Annotated in this window: 16 protein-coding genes; all 16 read right to left on the reverse strand. The window is 40.1% G+C overall.

Going from position 1 to position 17,086, the window contains the following annotated elements:
* A partial coding sequence (locus ACNI3T_RS01810) for a GNAT family N-acetyltransferase (protein ID WP_418226380.1) occupies window positions 1–497 on the reverse strand: 497 nt, incomplete at its 3' end.
* A gap of 335 nt (window positions 498–832) precedes the next feature.
* Complete coding sequence (gene ilvA, locus ACNI3T_RS01815; protein WP_418226381.1) at window positions 833–2,107, reverse strand: threonine ammonia-lyase IlvA; 1,275 nt, start codon at window positions 2,105–2,107, stop codon at window positions 833–835.
* Complete coding sequence (ilvC, locus tag ACNI3T_RS01820; protein WP_418226382.1) at window positions 2,107–3,582, reverse strand: ketol-acid reductoisomerase; 1,476 nt, start codon at window positions 3,580–3,582, stop codon at window positions 2,107–2,109. Before ilvC ends, ilvA begins: the two co-directional genes overlap by 1 nt.
* On the reverse strand, window positions 3,579–4,118 hold the full coding sequence (gene ilvN / locus ACNI3T_RS01825) for an acetolactate synthase small subunit (protein WP_418226384.1): 540 nt from the start codon (window positions 4,116–4,118) through the stop codon (window positions 3,579–3,581). Before ilvN ends, ilvC begins: the two co-directional genes overlap by 4 nt.
* Entirely contained in the window at window positions 4,118–5,851 is a 1,734-nt protein-coding gene (ilvB, locus tag ACNI3T_RS01830) for a biosynthetic-type acetolactate synthase large subunit (protein WP_418226385.1), read from the reverse strand. Before ilvB ends, ilvN begins: the two co-directional genes overlap by 1 nt.
* Window positions 5,852–5,863: 12 nt before the next feature.
* Entirely contained in the window at window positions 5,864–7,537 is a 1,674-nt protein-coding gene (gene ilvD / locus ACNI3T_RS01835) for a dihydroxy-acid dehydratase (protein WP_418226386.1), read from the reverse strand.
* A 357-nt stretch (window positions 7,538–7,894) separates the two neighbouring features.
* Window positions 7,895–9,418, reverse strand: a complete 1,524-nt coding sequence (locus tag ACNI3T_RS01840; RefSeq protein ID WP_322302361.1) for a carbon-nitrogen hydrolase family protein — start codon at window positions 9,416–9,418, stop codon at window positions 7,895–7,897.
* A 90-nt stretch (window positions 9,419–9,508) separates the two neighbouring features.
* On the reverse strand, window positions 9,509–10,141 hold the full coding sequence (locus tag ACNI3T_RS01845) for a response regulator (protein ID WP_418226387.1): 633 nt from the start codon (window positions 10,139–10,141) through the stop codon (window positions 9,509–9,511).
* Window positions 10,134–10,922, reverse strand: a complete 789-nt coding sequence (locus ACNI3T_RS01850) for a sensor histidine kinase (protein WP_418226388.1) — start codon at window positions 10,920–10,922, stop codon at window positions 10,134–10,136. The genes ACNI3T_RS01845 and ACNI3T_RS01850 overlap by 8 nt, the downstream gene beginning before the upstream one ends.
* A gap of 59 nt (window positions 10,923–10,981) precedes the next feature.
* Complete coding sequence (locus tag ACNI3T_RS01855; protein WP_418226389.1) at window positions 10,982–11,719, reverse strand: hypothetical protein; 738 nt, start codon at window positions 11,717–11,719, stop codon at window positions 10,982–10,984.
* Between the two features lie 8 nt (window positions 11,720–11,727).
* Entirely contained in the window at window positions 11,728–12,120 is a 393-nt protein-coding gene (locus ACNI3T_RS01860) for a hypothetical protein (RefSeq protein WP_418226390.1), read from the reverse strand.
* A gap of 250 nt (window positions 12,121–12,370) precedes the next feature.
* Window positions 12,371–13,225, reverse strand: a complete 855-nt coding sequence (locus tag ACNI3T_RS01865; protein WP_418226391.1) for a 5-oxoprolinase subunit C family protein — start codon at window positions 13,223–13,225, stop codon at window positions 12,371–12,373.
* Complete coding sequence (pxpB, locus tag ACNI3T_RS01870) at window positions 13,218–13,949, reverse strand: 5-oxoprolinase subunit PxpB (protein WP_418226392.1); 732 nt, start codon at window positions 13,947–13,949, stop codon at window positions 13,218–13,220. Before pxpB ends, ACNI3T_RS01865 begins: the two co-directional genes overlap by 8 nt.
* A 2-nt stretch (window positions 13,950–13,951) precedes the next feature.
* A complete protein-coding gene (gene pxpA, locus ACNI3T_RS01875; RefSeq protein ID WP_418226393.1) occupies window positions 13,952–14,692 on the reverse strand; it encodes a 5-oxoprolinase subunit PxpA in 741 nt (246 codons plus the stop codon).
* Window positions 14,689–15,909, reverse strand: a complete 1,221-nt coding sequence (locus ACNI3T_RS01880) for an Nramp family divalent metal transporter (RefSeq protein WP_418226394.1) — start codon at window positions 15,907–15,909, stop codon at window positions 14,689–14,691. The genes pxpA and ACNI3T_RS01880 overlap by 4 nt, the downstream gene beginning before the upstream one ends.
* On the reverse strand, window positions 15,906–17,066 hold the full coding sequence (locus tag ACNI3T_RS01885) for a DUF2891 domain-containing protein (RefSeq protein ID WP_418226395.1): 1,161 nt from the start codon (window positions 17,064–17,066) through the stop codon (window positions 15,906–15,908). The genes ACNI3T_RS01880 and ACNI3T_RS01885 overlap by 4 nt, the downstream gene beginning before the upstream one ends.
* Between the last annotated feature and the right edge of the window lie 20 nt (window positions 17,067–17,086).

The raw sequence follows: 17,086 nt of genomic DNA on the forward strand, positions 1-17,086 counted from the left end.
GTACACAAACACATCTTATGGTCGGTTCTGGTAAGTACATCATAATTCTTACAGGTCTGGCATCCTTTCCAGAATGTCTCATCATCGGTAAGTTCAGAAAAGGTGACCGGTTGATAGCCAAGATCATAATTGATCTTCATGACCGCTAAACCTGTGGTGATCCCGAATATCTTAGCATCCGGATATTTCTTTCGGGAATGATCAAAAATGACATTTTTGATATCTTTCGCCAGCCCCTGATTTCTAAAATCTGGATGGACAATGAGTCCGGAATTAGCCACATACTTGTCGTGGCTCCAGGTTTCTATATAACAGAAACCGGCAAAATTCTCCTTTTCGAGAGCGATCACAGCGTTTCCCTTCTCCATCTTATTGATGATATATTCAGGAGTTCTGCGCGCAATACCGGTACCCCGAACCTTTGCCGATTCTTCGATAGTATTACAAATGACCTCAGCATAGGAAGCGTGAGATTTATTAGCAATGAGAATTTTCATCTGCTAAAAGATTTATGTTGGAAATTATATTTTGATCTGGGTTTTCGAGAGCGGAACCGGACTCACCTAGGTTCCATAGATATATAGACGCACTTACGTGCGACGGGGAAAACGGCGGCGCATAGGGGAAATATCAGAGAATGATCTGATATTAAGTTTGTATTCTATGCCGTTTATGTAGTTCAAAATTGGGATGTAAGATAATAGTAATAAAAAGTCGTTTCGGGGTGCTGCCTAGAAGCGGCGGCGGGGCCTGAAATTGAAACGGACTAATATTATCTTATTGATCGAAATCATATTACAAATGTATATAAATTTTTAAGGTACAGGCATTTCTAGATCAAAAATTGAAATAAATTTGGATTATTATTCAAATATTCCCCATAAAAATTCTTCTTTTTCATTCTCTCTACCAGAGGTTCAAAGTCCGCTGGATCTTTCAGCTCAATACCTACGACCGCTGGCCCATTCGACCTGTTATGCTTTTTAGAATATTCAAAATGAGTGATATCATCATTTGGTCCCAGGACTTTTGCTACAAATTCTTTTAAGGCTCCTGCTCTTTGAGGGAAAACGATTACGAAATAATGTTTTAATCCGGAATACAACAATGCACGTTCCTTGATCTCAGCCATCCGTATGATATCGTTGTTACTGCCACTAACGATACAAACAACGTTCTTACCCTTGATCTTTTCAGCATATAGATCCAGAGCTGAAATCGCCATCGCTCCGGCCGGTTCCACTACCATGGCATCCTGGTTATAAAGATCAAGGATGGTCTGGCAGATCTTTCCTTCCGGCACTGTGATCATTTCATCCAGGTTTTCCTTACAAATGGCAAAGTTTCTCGTCCCAACTTTCTGGACAGAAGCGCCATCTACAAATCGTTCAATATGATCCAACTCTACCACCTTACCTTCTTTTAGAGAGGTCTTCATCGAAGGCGCACCCTGAGGTTCGATCCCAATGATCTTAGTATTGGGCGATAGTTCCTTGAACATGGAAGAAATTCCTGCCAGCAGTCCGCCTCCGCCAAGTGGAGCAAAAACATAATCTATAGCTTCATTTGCTTGCTCAAGGATCTCCAGGGCAATGGTTGCCTGACCTTCAATAACTTTTTCATCATCGAAAGGATGAATGAAAATAAGTCCTTTTTCAGCCCTATGCGCCATCGCACTCTTAAAGGAATCATCATAGGTATCACCCTTCAGCACTACTTCCACCCATTCACCACCGAACATTTCAGTTTGCTCCACTTTTTGTTGTGGCGTGGTACCAGGCATATAGATCACACCCTTAACTTTGAGCTTATTGCAGGCAAAGGCAACACCCTGAGCATGATTGCCGGCACTGGCACAGATCACACCTTTTTCAAGCTGTTCCTGTGGTAAACTGGAGATTTTATTATAGGCTCCACGAATTTTATAGGATCTAACCTGTTGCAAATCCTCACGCTTCAGCATTACCTTTGCATCAAAGCGCTTGCTATAGGTAAAAGATTCAGCTAAAGGAGTTTTCAGCACCACCTTTGAGATCCTTTCCGAAGCCTCTTTAACCGCTTCGAGACTAGGTTTGTAAATCGTATCTTTTTCCAGCAGAGTTTCCATTAAGCGTATATTTTCTTCATTGCAGTCATCGCAGATCGTAATGTTGCGCCTACCTTCTCTACGGGATGCTCTTTGATCTCCTGATTCACTTTTGACAATTCCTCATTATCCACTCCTATATCTTCTGAAGCAAATTTTCTTCCGGCAACTTCAGGTTCCAGAGAATTCACATAATCCTTGATCAGTGGTTTCGCTGCATGATCGAATAAATAACATCCATATTCCGCAGTATCTGAAATTACGCGGTTCATTTCGTATAGTTTTTTTCTGGCGATGGTATTCGCTATAAGGGGAGTTTCATGCAAGGATTCATAATAAGCAGACTCCTCGATAATTCCGGCGTCGACCATGGTTTCAAAGGCTAATTCTACCCCCGACTTTACAAAAGCAACCAGCAAGACTCCCTTATCAAAATACTCCTGTTCTGTGATCTCTTCTGAAGTTGCTTCAGTTTTCTCAAAAGCGGTATTTTCAGTTTCAGCTCTCCAGGTATGCAATTCAGTATCATCTTTCGCCCAGTCCCGCATCATCCTGCTGCTAAATTCTCCGGAGATAATATCATCCATATGCTTCTGAAATAACGGACGCATTTTTTCCTTTAGTTCTTCTGAAATTTCATAGGCTCTCATCTTTGCAGGATCAGAAAGTCTGTCCATCATCTGGGTGATTCCGCCGTGCTTCAAAGCTTCCGTAATCGTTTCCCAACCATACTGAATTAGTTTTGCTGCATAATTCTTATCCAGACCTTCAGAAACCATTTTATCGAAAGTTAGAATAGAACCGGTTTGTAAAACACCACAAAGGATGGTTTGCTCACCCATAAGATCAGATTTTACTTCAGCAACAAAAGAAGATTCCAGTACTCCGGCGCGATGACCACCTGTGGCATAAGCATAGGCTTTCGCCCACTCCAGCCCTATACCTTTAGGATCATTTTCAGGATGAACCGCGATCAAGGTAGGTACTCCAAAACCACGTTTATATTCTTCTCTAACTTCAGATCCGGGACATTTTGGAGCGACCATGATCACGGTTACATCCTCCCGAATCTTCATTCCTTCTTCCACGATATTAAAGCCGTGAGAATAAGATAAAACAGCTCCTTGCTTTAGGTGCGGCTGGATGGTTTTTACAACTGAAGTATGCTGCTTATCTGGTGTAAGGTTGATTACAAGGTCTGCATCCGGGATCAATTCTTCATAAATTCCAACCGTAAAATCATTTTCTGAAGCATTTTTCCAGGATTGACGTTTTTCCCTGATCGCGCTTTCTCTAAGTGCATATGAAATATCTAGACCGCTGTCACGCATATTTAGTCCCTGATTGAGACCCTGAGCACCGCAACCTACAATGACTATTTTCTTATCTGTTAAAGCATCTGCTTCATTACTGAATTCATCCAGTTCCATAAATCTACAGGTACCTAATTGATCGAGTTTTTCAGCTTTGGTAAGGCTGTTAAAATAGTTGGTCATGATAATGAGTTTGTGGTATTAAATTTTTCTAGTATTCCTGATATCGGCATTTCGTTCTTAGTAACAGCGATCGTTCCAGATCTTACAAATTGCATGAGTCCGTAGGGTTTTAGTTTCTCATAAAGCTGATCAACCTCATTACGTTTTCCGGTCTTTTCTATCACAAAAAACTGCCTGGTTACGGTCACAATTCGCGCATTGGTCTCCTTTATAAAATCCTGAATATTATGGTCATCCAGAAAATCTTCAGATTTGATCTTATACAAAGCTGTTTCCTGGTAAATCGTTTCAGCATCGGTATGATAAAAAGCTTTGATCACCTCGATCTGCTTTTCGATCTGTCCTACGATCTTCTTGATCTGTTCTTCGGAAACCTTTACAATGATGATAAAACGCATAACCTCTGTCACCTCACTGGGGGAAGCCGTAATACTTTCAATGTTGATATGCCTTTTCAAAAAGATAGCCGCGATTCTGGAAAGTAGGCCAAGATTATTTTCGGTATAAATCGAAACTGTATAGTTCTGTTTTTCCATTACTCTAATAATATTTCTGAAACTGATGCTCCGGTTGGGATCATTGGGAACACATTTTCTTCCTGTTCAACTTTTACTTCAAGGAAATAGGCTTCATCGCTTTCCATCATTTCTTTTACTGCCGACTCAAGCTGACTCCTTTCGGTCACCTGGTTTGCTTTAATGTGATAACCTTTGGCAATCGCAATAAAATCTGGGTTCACCATGGTTGTGGAGGCATAACGCCTGTCAAAGAACATTTGCTGCCACTGTCTTACCATTCCCAGGAATCCGTTATTCAAAAGCACGATCTTGACCGGAACTTTGGTCTGGAATACGGTTCCTAATTCCTGTATGGTCATTTGGTAACCGCCATCTCCTATCACCGCGACAACATCTCTTTCTGGTTTTGCCATTTTTGCACCAATGGCTGCTGGTAACGCAAATCCCATAGTTCCTAATCCCCCGGATGTCACATTACTTCTTGACTGATTGAATTTGGCATAGCGGCAGGCTGCCATTTGGTGCTGACCAACATCTGAGACAATGATCGCATCTCCTTTAGATTGAATATTTACTTCCTGGATAACCTCAGCCATTCCCAGATCTTTCTTGGTTACATCTAAATTTCCCTGAATGACTTTCTCATATTCAGTTTTGTACATATCCTTAAACTTCTGGTGCCATTCCTTATGAGAATATGGCTCCAGTAATTCAAGCAATGCCTTCAGACTTTCTTTTACATCCCCCAGAACCGGGTAGTCTGCGTGTACATTTTTATTAATTTCAGCCGGATCGATCTCAAAGTGAATGATCTTCGCCTGTTTCGCGTATTTTTCAAGATTTCCGGTAACCCGGTCATCAAACCTCATCCCAATTGCAATTAAAACATCGCATTCATTAGTTAGCATATTTGGTGCATAGTTTCCATGCATGCCCACCATTCCCACGTTCAATGGATGATCTGTTGGTAATGCCGAAAGTCCCAGAATGGTCCACGCTGCAGGAATGCCAGATTTTTCTACAACCTGTTTAAATAAATCTTCAGCTCCTCCCAGGATCACTCCCTGTCCCCAAACGATCATTGGTTTTTTAGCATTATTGATCACTTCTGCAGCGCGTTGTACTTCAAGAAGATTTAGTTCCGGGATCGCCTGGTAACTTCTTATTCCAGAACATTTTTTATAACTGAATTCCAATGAAGCAAACTGGGCATCCTTGGTAATATCGATTAATACCGGCCCTGGTCTTCCTGACCTGGCGATATAAAAAGCTTTTGCCATTACTTCCGGGATCTCTGCAGCGTTGGTGATCTGGTAATTCCATTTGGTTACAGGTGTGGATATACCTACAATATCGGTTTCCTGGAAAGCATCTGAACCCAGAAGATGGGATCCTACCTGGCCAGTGATACAAACCATTGGAGTGGAATCTATCTGCGCATCGGCAATCCCGGTTACAAGGTTGGTAGCTCCCGGACCTGAAGTTGCCACAGCAACACCTACTTTTCCTGAAACTCTGGCATAACCCTGGGCGGCATGCGTTGCTCCCTGTTCGTGCCTGGTGAGTACATGGTGAATTTCCTTCTGATATTTATACAGTTCATCATATACAGGCATGATCGCCCCTCCAGGATATCCGTAAATAGTATCTACACCTTCTTCGAGCAAACATTTGATCACCGCCTCTGCTCCTGATACGGTCAGGCTTTTTTTCGTGCTTTGCTTTTCGAAACTTGCTGTTTTAACCTCCATATTTCCACCTAATTAAAATTCATCTGTCACGCATCCTTCTGATGCTGATGCTACTGTTTTCGCGTATTTATAAAGCACGCCTCCTTTTGCTTTGAATGCGGGCGCTTTCCATACTGCTCTTCTCTTAGTTATTTCTTCATCACTCAAATGAGCTTCGATCTTATTTGTTTCGGCATTAATACTTATTTCATCGCCATCTTTCAGCAATCCAATTAGTCCGCCCTGTTGCGCTTCCGGAGTAATATGACCCACGACAAATCCATGAGTTCCTCCAGAAAATCTACCATCGGTGATCAAAGCCACATCCTTACCCAGCCCAGCTCCCATAATTGCTGAAGTAGGCTTTAACATTTCTGGCATACCAGGCCCCCCTTTTGGACCTTCATATCTAATGACGACTACATCACCTTTCTGCACCTTTCCAGATGAAATCCCTTCATTAGCATCATATTCACCATTGAAAACTTTCGCTTTACCATGGAATTTCAAACCTTCCTTTCCAGTTATTTTTGCTACGGAACCTTCAGAAGCGAGATTCCCGTATAGTATTCTAATATGTCCTGTCGCTTTAATAGGTTTCTCTACCGGGTGTATTATATCCTGATCAAAAGGCATAGATTCTACCTCCTCAAGATTTTCTGCTATGGTTTTTCCGGTAACCGTCATGCAATCCCCGTGGAGCAGTCCTTTCTCCAGCATATACTTCATGACGGCCGGAATTCCACCAATCCTGTGAATATCTTCCATAAGATATTTACCACTAGGCTTAAGATCTGCTAGAAATGGAGTTTCTTCACAAATTCTTTCAAAATCCTTTAATCCGAAGTTGATTTCCGCAGCTTTAGCGATCGCCAGAAAATGCAGCACAGCATTGGTAGAACCACCAAGTACGGTCAATAATCTAATGGCATTTTCAAGAGATTTGGCAGATACGATATCTTTAGGTTTGAGATCTTTTTCAAGTAACAGTTGCATAGCTTCCCCAGCTTTTACACTTTCCTTCACCTTTTCAGGACCGGTTGCAGGATTAGAGCTGTTAAAGGGCAGACTCATTCCCAGAGCCTCAATTGCTGAAGCCATAGTATTTGCAGTATACATACCACCACATGCTCCGGCACCAGGACAGGCTTTTTCAATCACCTGTTGATACTCCTCTTTCTGCATTTCTCCGGAAACCTTGGAACCCCAGGCTTCAAAAGCTGAAACCACATCCAGTTTTTTACCATTATGACAACCCGAAGATATCGTTCCTCCATACACTAATACCGAAGGCCGGTTTAATCTTAGCATTGCCATGAGTGCACCTGGCATATTCTTGTCACAGCCAACTACAGTTACGAGTCCGTCATAAGACATTCCGCTAACCACAGTTTCCATAGAATCTGCGATTAGATCCCGTGAAGGAAGTGAAAAACGCATTCCTGGAGTTCCCATGGAAATTCCATCACTTACGCCAATCGTATTAAAAATAAGTCCGTTTATACCGGCTTGCTGAGTCCCTTTTTTGACCTCTTTTGCAAGATCATTGAGATGCATGTTACAGGGATTACCTTCATACCCGGTACTTCCTATCCCTACGAAAGGTTTTTTGAGATCTTCCCTGCTCAATCCAATGGCGTGAAGCATGGCTTGGGAAGCTGGTTGAGAATCACTTTGCGTTATGGTGCTGCTATATTTGGTATTCATTAAATTTCAATTCTGTTCTGTAAGAATTAAAAATACTGGGATTCGAACACCTTAAGTCGTGATATTAAATGACTGAATGAACGCTAATTGAAGGACTGATTACGTATTTAGTTGAATGTCAGCAATTTAATTGGCTTTTATTTACGATCTCTGGAACTATATCTGAGTCGAAATTAAAATTACCGGCATAAAAAAAGCCACCAGAAATGGTGGCTTCATGAGCTTATGATAAAATGGAATGTAGAGACTTTTTAGAACAAAATTTCCAACACCGCCACAACGAATTTTTCAACCATACTAATCATGGTTTAAAACTAATAAAAAGTTCTAAAACCTCCTCATTTTCAGCTGAATATTCTATTTTTTTCTTCGTAAAGAATATAGATCTTTTCTCCTGTCTTTCATGTTTCGAACACTTCCGAAGTTATGTAACTCTTTTAGAAGATCCAGATCGACATCTACCAGTAAAGTACTTTCAGTATTAGGAGTAGCTTCCGCTTTGATTCCGTTTACTGGAAATGCAAAATCTGAAGGGGTTAATACAGCACTTTGAGCGTACTGAATATCCATGTTATCTACCTTAGGCAGATTTCCAACGGAGCCTGCGATGGCGACATAACATTCATTTTCCACTGCACGGGCCTGAGCGCAGATCTTCACCCGAGAATATCCATTTTGAGTATCTGTCATGAACGGTACAAATAATATGTTCATTCCTTCCTCGGCAAGTAATCGTGAAACTTCAGGAAATTCCACATCATAGCAAATGAGTACTCCAATTTTTCCGCAATCGGTATCAAAGGTTTCCAGTTTATTACCACCCTTCATCCCCCAGGCAGTTTCTTCTGCCGGAGTGATATGCAGTTTTTCGTAGCGTTCGTAGCTTCCATCCCTTCTGCAAAGATATCCTACGTTGTACATGTGCTCACCTTCCGGCATTGGCATACTTCCGGTAATGATATTAATGTTATAATTGATAGCGAACTCACGGAAGGTTTCCAGCAATTTCTCGGTATAGTCTGATAACGCGCGAATGGCTTCCGGCTCAGAAAGATGATTGAACTGAGCCATTAATGGTGCATTGAAAAGCTCCGGAAAAAGTATGAAATCACTCTGATAATTACTTACGGCATCCACAAAAAACTCGATCTGGGAAACCAGCGCTTCATAATCTTTGAACAAACGCATCTGCCATTGCACAAGCCCAAGTCGAACCACCGTTTTGGTAGTATTTACCAGCTTTTGAGGTTTAGAATAATAGATGTTATTCCATTCCATCAAAGTAGCAAACTCCTTGGATTCGTGATCTCCGGAGAGATATCCCTTGATCACTTTCTTTACGTGAAAGTCATTACTTAACTGAAATGATAGTACAGGATCATGAATTTCCTGCAATTTTACTTTCTCGATATATCGCTTCGGTGTTAACTCATCTGCATATTTTGCATAATTTGGAATTCTGCCTCCAAAAACGATCGCTTTCAGATTTAAGTGCTCACATAATTCTTTTCTAGCTTCATAGAGTCTTCGACCCAATCGCATTCCGCGAAATTCAGGGTGAATAAAGACATCGATTCCGTAGAGAACATTCCCATTTTTAGTATGCGTGGAAAAGTTTTCTCCCCCAATGATCTCCTCATAGGTATGATTATCATCAAACTTGTCGTAATCTACGGTAATAGAAAGCGCACATCCCGCAATTCGATTATCTATAATGATGCACAACTGGCCTTCAGGAAACTTACTTATCAAGGTTTTGATCTCAGCCTTGCTCCAGTATTCATCTGGCATAGCCTGGTAACTCTTGACCATGGAAATCTTCAATTCCTCGTAATCCTTAACCTGTAAATTCCGAAGTTCTATTTTTGCTGAATCTATCACGAATATCTAATTTGAAAGTACGAAGATACTGCAGTTCGCGAATTAAGTAATGACGCAAAGCTGCATTTGATATAAAGTATTCTTAAATTTTTAAATCTTGAAATACCCTTCTTTGATGGCCACCATAACCAGGCCTACTCTACTCTTAACCCGTAACTTGCTGAAAAGACTCTCCCTATAATTCTCAACAGTTTTAGGACTAAGATTCATTTCTGATGCGATCGCTTTATAAGTAAGCTCACTACAGGCATAACTTAAAAACTCCTGCTCTCTACCGGTAAGAACTTCATATTTCTCGGCTTTTCCTTCGTTTCTATAAGCTTCAGAAATCAACTGATTCGTATAATAACCTGTTTCAACGATCCTGTTTAAGGCTAGTTCAAATTCATCAGGATCTATATCCTTCAGAAGATATCCGCGAGCACCGAGTTTCAACATCCTGATGATCGTTTCATCTTCCTGATCTACAGTGAGGGCCAGAACTTTAAGATCTGGCTGATGTTCTTTTAACCAGGTCATTGTCTGTAAACCGTCCATTACTGGCATTCGCATATCCAATAATAAAACATCAGGAAGTTCCAGGCCACTTTGCACATGCTCTACAAGCTCCTGACCATTTTTAAAATAATTAAGCACCTTGAAACCTTCGAAGGAATTCACCAGCACGCGAAGTGAACTTGCGAACAGCTTATGATCATCGACTATGCTTATATTTTTATACATTGCTGGCTATTTGAATAGGATAGATTAATTTCAAAGAAGTTCCTTTTCCAACTCTACTCTGTATATCAATTTTAGCATTGATTAGCTTGGCCCTGCTATACATGTTAATTATTCCGGAACCTTTTTCTACTTCAGTATCATCGAAACCTTTCCCGTTATCTCTAGCTTGGATCTGTAGTGAATGTTCCAGATAATTTAATTGAACCTCAAGTGAAGAAGCCTCGGCATATTTGATGACATTATTAAAAAATTCCTGCATGATCCGGAATATAATAATCTCACTTTCAGGTTTAATTTCCCTGAACTCACCCTTGATTTCCAATTCTGCATGCAGGATATCCATACGATTATAACGATCCAGCTCGTCTCGAACAGATTTGTGTAACCCGGTTGTATGAATTACTTCATTATTTAGAGTTCTGGAGAGTGAACGAACTTCATTTAATGAATTTGCCACCAGTTCTTTGATCTCTGTAACTGCTGGAGCGGCATTCTCACTGGATCTTTTTAAAAGTATATTCAACTGGATACTGGCCACAGATAGTAACTGACCGATATTATCATGGAGTTCCCAGCTTACATTCTTCAATGTAGCTTCCTGTATCTCTATCTTCGTATTATTGAGTTCTATTAAAAATTGTTGTTCTGCCTCAAATTTCTCCTGTAAGATCTTATTCTTCCGCTTCTGATAAGTGATCACAAAAAAAACGGTGAATACGGTGAGTAGAACGATCACCAGTATAAAATAGAGAATTAGAATAATCTCTTCCTTCCGAAGCATTTCTATTGGATTTTAAATACTGGTAAACCTAATTTAGCTATTAGAATCAAACATTAATTCTAAGCTAAGGTATCAGTTTTTCTTCCATTCCTCAAAGTTACTAGAAAACCTATAATAAAAATTCCGTATAAATAAATATTCCCGTACCTGAGAATACGTGCATAGAACTGGACGAATTCCATATTACCTTCATTGAAATATCCTCCATAAATATTAATTGGTGCAATGCATAATTCGTAAATGATAAGCCCTACTGAGATATAAAAAATTACATCAGACTTAAATTGAAGAATTTCATCTGTACGAAGCATTTGAATGAGGTACGCCATAATGCATCCTACGAGAAAGAAAGTTCCAAATATGATGACTGTATAGTCATATTGATACAAATAGTTGCCAAAAGTTGCAAAGCATATAACACTGTAGACAACAAAGGCCCATTTTAGCTTATCAAGGATTTTCCTTAGACTCTGACTTTCAGGATGGGTTAACTGCAAAATAAATAACTGCCCCAGCACGATATACTTTATGACATAAAAGTTGTTATAATACCAGAAATTACGTGCAAAAGCAGTGTCTTTTAAAAAAGGTGCCAACTGGTAATTATCATAATATGCCCAGATTGGGTACATGCCAAGCAGGTCGTAGAAAAAATTGAACCAAAGGAATCCAACAAAAAGTTTTACGCCAGTTCTTAAATTCTGTGCTTTTATGAGGTGTATTGTTCCAGCACAAGCTGCAAGGAACTCCATAAGATATCCTATGTACAGCTTGTTTTCAATAATGAATTTTATCACAGAAAATCCTAGCCTTTATATGGTAAGGGAGGCCACATACCTCCTACAGTATTCATTGGTTCAATATCATCATTTTCGAGGTAATCTCTTCCAGAACCATCTTCCTCTTCTGCTTTCATTTTACGCGTTGCAGAGAAAAACACGGTATTTAGACTAGGTTTATCACCCTCAGCCTGATATGCACCTAGCCAGACATTGATTCCTGGCCTTTCCGCTTTATTTTGTTGAGATTTTTCACGAACGTAGTTGATATATTCCTGAAGTTCTTCCAGATCAAAATGGAACTCACAGGTATCTTCATGTTCTTTCCCATTTGTAGTAACTACAGACCTGGTTTCACGCCATTCTTTTTGAAGTTCTTTAGCTCTTTGAACAGTAATGCACTTTTTTGGTGGATTCACGATTATAAGGGTTTGATTATCTGCCTCTAAAATATAATTTCTAATAATAAAATCGAGCTTATCTGCAAGAAAGGGGAAAATTCCCCTACTCTACAGCTACTACTGTACCTATATTTGTAGAGTCATTTTAGTTTATCTAAGATGTTTTGGGGACAAAAAAAGTGTCAATCATAGTTTAGTTGTAGTTCTGAGTAGGGTCTTTTCTATAGCATTAATAAACTTAGTTGGCACTTTTTGCTATTTACAGGTATTAAGACTTCGCACAAAATTGCACAACTTCGCCGGGCATTTTTTGAGAAAGCACCTGGATTCCATACTCTGATAGCTGTAAAACCCTTGGATAACCTCCCGTAGTTTGACAGTCCCTCATAAGCACGATCAGATTTCCTGATGGGGTAAGTTGAACGCTTCCAGGCATGACCGGGGAAGTGTGAATGCCTTTGAGGTCATTATTTATCAATTCTTCAAATTGTACAGCCATCCGGTTGCTATCACCACTCACCTTAAATTTATTCTGAAAAATAAGTTTTTGTAAAGATTCTGGTAGTTTATCAAATTCTGGCCCTTCATAAGTTTCTATCATTTCTGAATTGAGGTAATCTGTATTTACATGAATAGCTGAATGAGGATTATTCTTGATAGCTTCTGAATTTTGATAATGTAAAAGCTGGTTCTTCTGAAGTCTATGATTTCCTGTAACAGCTTCGAACCAACTTCGACTTCCCAGAATTTGCGGAGATTGAAAACCATTTTTAATCGCGAGGTAGGACCGGAATCCAGATTTCCTTTTTCCGAAGGAAAGAATATCTCCAGCCTTTACTGGATAAGCAGTGTTTAATTCGATCTCTAAATTGTTAATCTTCGGAGTAAGATTTGCTCCTCCAACGCAAATATTCGTAGCAGTCCTAAATTCAAGAACAGGCCCTAAAAAAGTTATTTCCAATACTGCATCATTTTCAGAATTCCCGAGAATAAGGTTGCAGATCTTGAAGGCATATCTATCCATGATTCCACCCTCAGGAACACCATATTTTCTAGATCCATATCTTCCGAAATCCTGAATCGTGGAGAATAATCCTGGCTGTTTGACAACTATTTCACCCATTGGATTTGACGATTTCGAATTCATAAATTCCATTCTTCACCTTTTCTTTAATTTGGAGATATTCCGAATTACTTACAGGATAAAATTGCACAAAATCTCCAGCTATAAATGGACTGGGAATTTCATTTTTCACATTAAAAAAATCCAGTGGTGTTCTACCAATTATTTGCCATCCACCCGGACTCTCTTGCGGATAAATTCCTGTTTGATCTTCTGCGATCCCCACGCTTCCTTTTTTTACAATTTTGCGAGGAGTGTCTTTTCGTGGTATTGCAATTTTTTTATCCAACCCACCCAGGTATAAAAAGCCCGGTAAAAAACCGGTAAAATATACGAGGTATTCCGGAGTGGAATGAAGGGAGATCACTTCGTCTTTTTTCATTTTTTTTAGCGCAGCTACATCTTCCAGATCCGGAGCATATTCCGCCTCATAACAAACAGGAATCTTGAAAATTCGCTTGTTCAGGTTTTTTGATATATTCGTAGTTCTTAAAGCCTTGGAAACTATATTCAACTCACTATAGACATCTCTTATAGTAGAAGGGTAACTGATTAAAATCGAGTTATATGTATTAGTTATTTCAACCTTTTGTTCAAGGTCTAATTTTAATAGCGTAGATTTTGCGTCAAGTATAGTTTGAAGTGTTTTTTCTGAAATTTCATGAGGGAATTCTATCAGAATTCCGCGATCTCCCATTCTCGAAACACTCTTCCACTTGATCATTTTCAGGATTTAATATAGATATTTTCTGCAGCTAATTTACGTTGTAGATATTGTAAAATTTCCACCGCCGAAGGGGTATCAGAATGCACGCAAAATGTGTCTGCCTGAGCCTCTAAAAATTCGCCGTTCGGCAATAAGATTTTGTTCTCTTTATAGATACTTCTCACGTGCTGAAAAACCACTTCCCTATCTTCGATGATTGCATACGATTTTGATCGAGGAACCAAACCATAATCATCCTCATAGTTTCGATCTGCAAATGCTTCATAATAGAGTTCAAATCTGCCTAAAGCGAGTTCTCCGAGTTGGGAATTGAGAGGCACAAACAGCCTCAAGTCTTCTCCAAGACCTTCCAGGCTCCTCACTACCATCTCGGAAATATTCCTATCTTTTGCGGCATCATTATAGAGAGCGCCATGCAGTTTTACATGACTCAGTTTCCCACCTTCAGATTCCACAATTTGCTTCAGACTTAACACCTGTCCTTCGACTGAAAGTTTCAATTCTTCAGCAGTCATTTCCATATGATTTCTTCCGAAGTTTGCCCGGTCTGGATAGGATGGATGAGCTCCAATTTCTACGTTATTTTCAAGAGCCAACCTTACAGTTCTATGCATGGTTTCAAGGTTTCCGGCATGTCCTCCACAGGCAATATTGCAGGCAGAAATAAGTGGCATTAACTTCTCGTCAAACTCTCCTCCTTCACCAAGATCACAATTTATATGGATGGTTTGTTTCATCATAAATTCTGTATTACTGTATAAATTGATTTCGCGCCAAGGAATATAGCCAGGGCAATTACCAAGATACCAATTATGTTTTGAAAAGCTGAATTTCTAAATTTACCCAGAATTGATTCCTGATTGACGATCCATAAGAGGAATATTGCAATAACTGGAAGCACAATTCCATTAGCTACCTGTGCAAACTGAATGATCTCGACCGGTTTAATTCCCAGGGAGCTAAAAAACACACCAAGAATAATTATGCTCATCCACACAGCTTTAAATCTCCAATCGGCCATTCCAGCCTTCCATCCAAGACAACCTTTCACAACATAAGCTGCTGCCAAAGGGGCTGTTATGGACGAGGTGATCCCAGCTGCCAGTAATCCGATCGCTAGAAATGTGGTTGCCATACTTCCAAACAATGGCTCCAGTCCTACTGCCAGACCAGCTACATCATCAATAGAGCTCAATCCGGAAGAAGCTGCGCATATTAAGATAGCCATAGAAACGAGTCCACCAAGAATGATCGAAAACACCAGTTCTCTCTGTACAGTTTTAAGATGTTTGACACCTGTCCATTTCTCACCAACCAAAGATGCATGTAAAAACAAATTATAAGGTACCACGGTAGTTCCCACCAATGCGATGATCGTGAGAATTTCATCACTTATGGATGTCGGCACAAAGCCTTGAAGAATTCCAGCCCAGGAGGGCTGGGTGAGGAAAGCTGTGATAATAAAAGCAAGACTCATTAAAACTACTAATCCTATAAATACTTTTTCCAGCTTCTTATAACTTCCCAGGTAAAGCAGTAGAAATGCGGAACCTCCAATTATAAAGCTCCAAAGATTGATAACATTTCCAAAAATTGATATTTCCTCAATAGGCAGGATACTTTGCACACCCATGACCGCTCCAGATATATTACCAGCTTCGTAAGCGGCATTCCCAATTACAATTGCAGAAAAAATTAGAATTAGCGCTACTATTCGGAATACTGGAGATGTTATGGATTGACGTATAGAATCACTTAGACCTTTGCCTGTTACTAGGCCAAGCCTGGCAGACATCTCCTGCAACACGATACAGGCAATTAAGGAAACAAGTAAAGCCCATAGCAGACTATAACCAAAAGCCACACCTGCAAGACTGCATACGGTAACGGTTCCAGGACCAATAAATGCAGCAGAAACAAGGATTCCAGGACCTAGATTTCTGAAGAAGTTTTTCATTTTACGGGTTGCTTTCCAGATTCCTGCAAAGCATAAATCGCAAAAGTTCCCAGCCAGTGTCCACCTTCATAACCGTCACCGGAAACGTTTGGAAAGGAATAGGCCACATGCTCATTCGCTAGAGCTCTTAAATGACCGAATTTTTCGGGGTATTGATTGGCAAGACCAGAGAAGATCCAGGCTCTGCTGAAGTTCAGACCATCCAGATGAACCAGTTTACCATCAGATCTATCTGAAACTTCACCAACTTCCATTTCAAAATCTTCGTTTTTCAATTGCGGCATGAAATCTTCTATCCAAAGGTTAAAAGCACTTTTAGGAAGAACTCTTCTCATAATATCCACTTCTGCCAGGCAGGGCGAAATAAAGTCATACCCTCCTGGCTCCCAGCTTACCGGGCAGTTGTCGTCATTCAGGAAGAAACTCTGTGCACTTTTCTTAACCACTTCCATTAATTCCTTGTTTTCGGTTGCTTCTGCATAATCATAAGCAAATGTAAGTCCGAATGCAGTATTGGTATGCTCTCCTACTCTTACCGGGTAATTTAACTTCGGAAGAAATTCAATGAATCGCGTAGTTATTAGATCTGTAAGTGGTTGAAGGTTTGCAGCAAGTTCCTGCCCAAGAGGATCTTCCCAGGACTTTAGCTCCTGTGATAATTTCAGCAACCATGCCCAGCCATAAGTACGTTCGTATGCAGCGCTTTCTTTACGGTTGAAGTAAGCAACCTCTCCTTCAATATTTTCTGAAGAGAGAGAGGTTTTCAACTTCTCACGAATCTCCTCATTCTTCTTAAGCTCCGGAAACTGCTTCAGCAAACTTACCAGTGACCAATGGGCGTGAACAGACGAATGCCAGTCAAAACATCCGTAAAAAGCCGGGTGCAAGACATGAGGTTCATCCATCGCATTCTTATTTTCCAGAGTTTGTCCCAATTTATTAGGGTATTCCGTATTTAAACAAGCCAATGGTAATTCTGCTAGGTTGTTAGCTTCAGTAATATTCAATGTTACTTTATCGGTAGTTTTGAGTGCATCTGGCAGGATATTCTCCGTTATCAAAGTGTCAGTATCTCCCGGATCTTTCCCCGGATCTTCTGAATTTCCTTTACAGGATAAAATAAGCAAACATACGGAGGCTAAAAGGAGTTGTTTCATTGGTTTTTATTGCGTCTCTT

The sequence above is a fragment of the Christiangramia qingdaonensis genome (assembly GCF_048381525.1).
GTDB lineage: Bacteria > Bacteroidota > Bacteroidia > Flavobacteriales > Flavobacteriaceae > Christiangramia.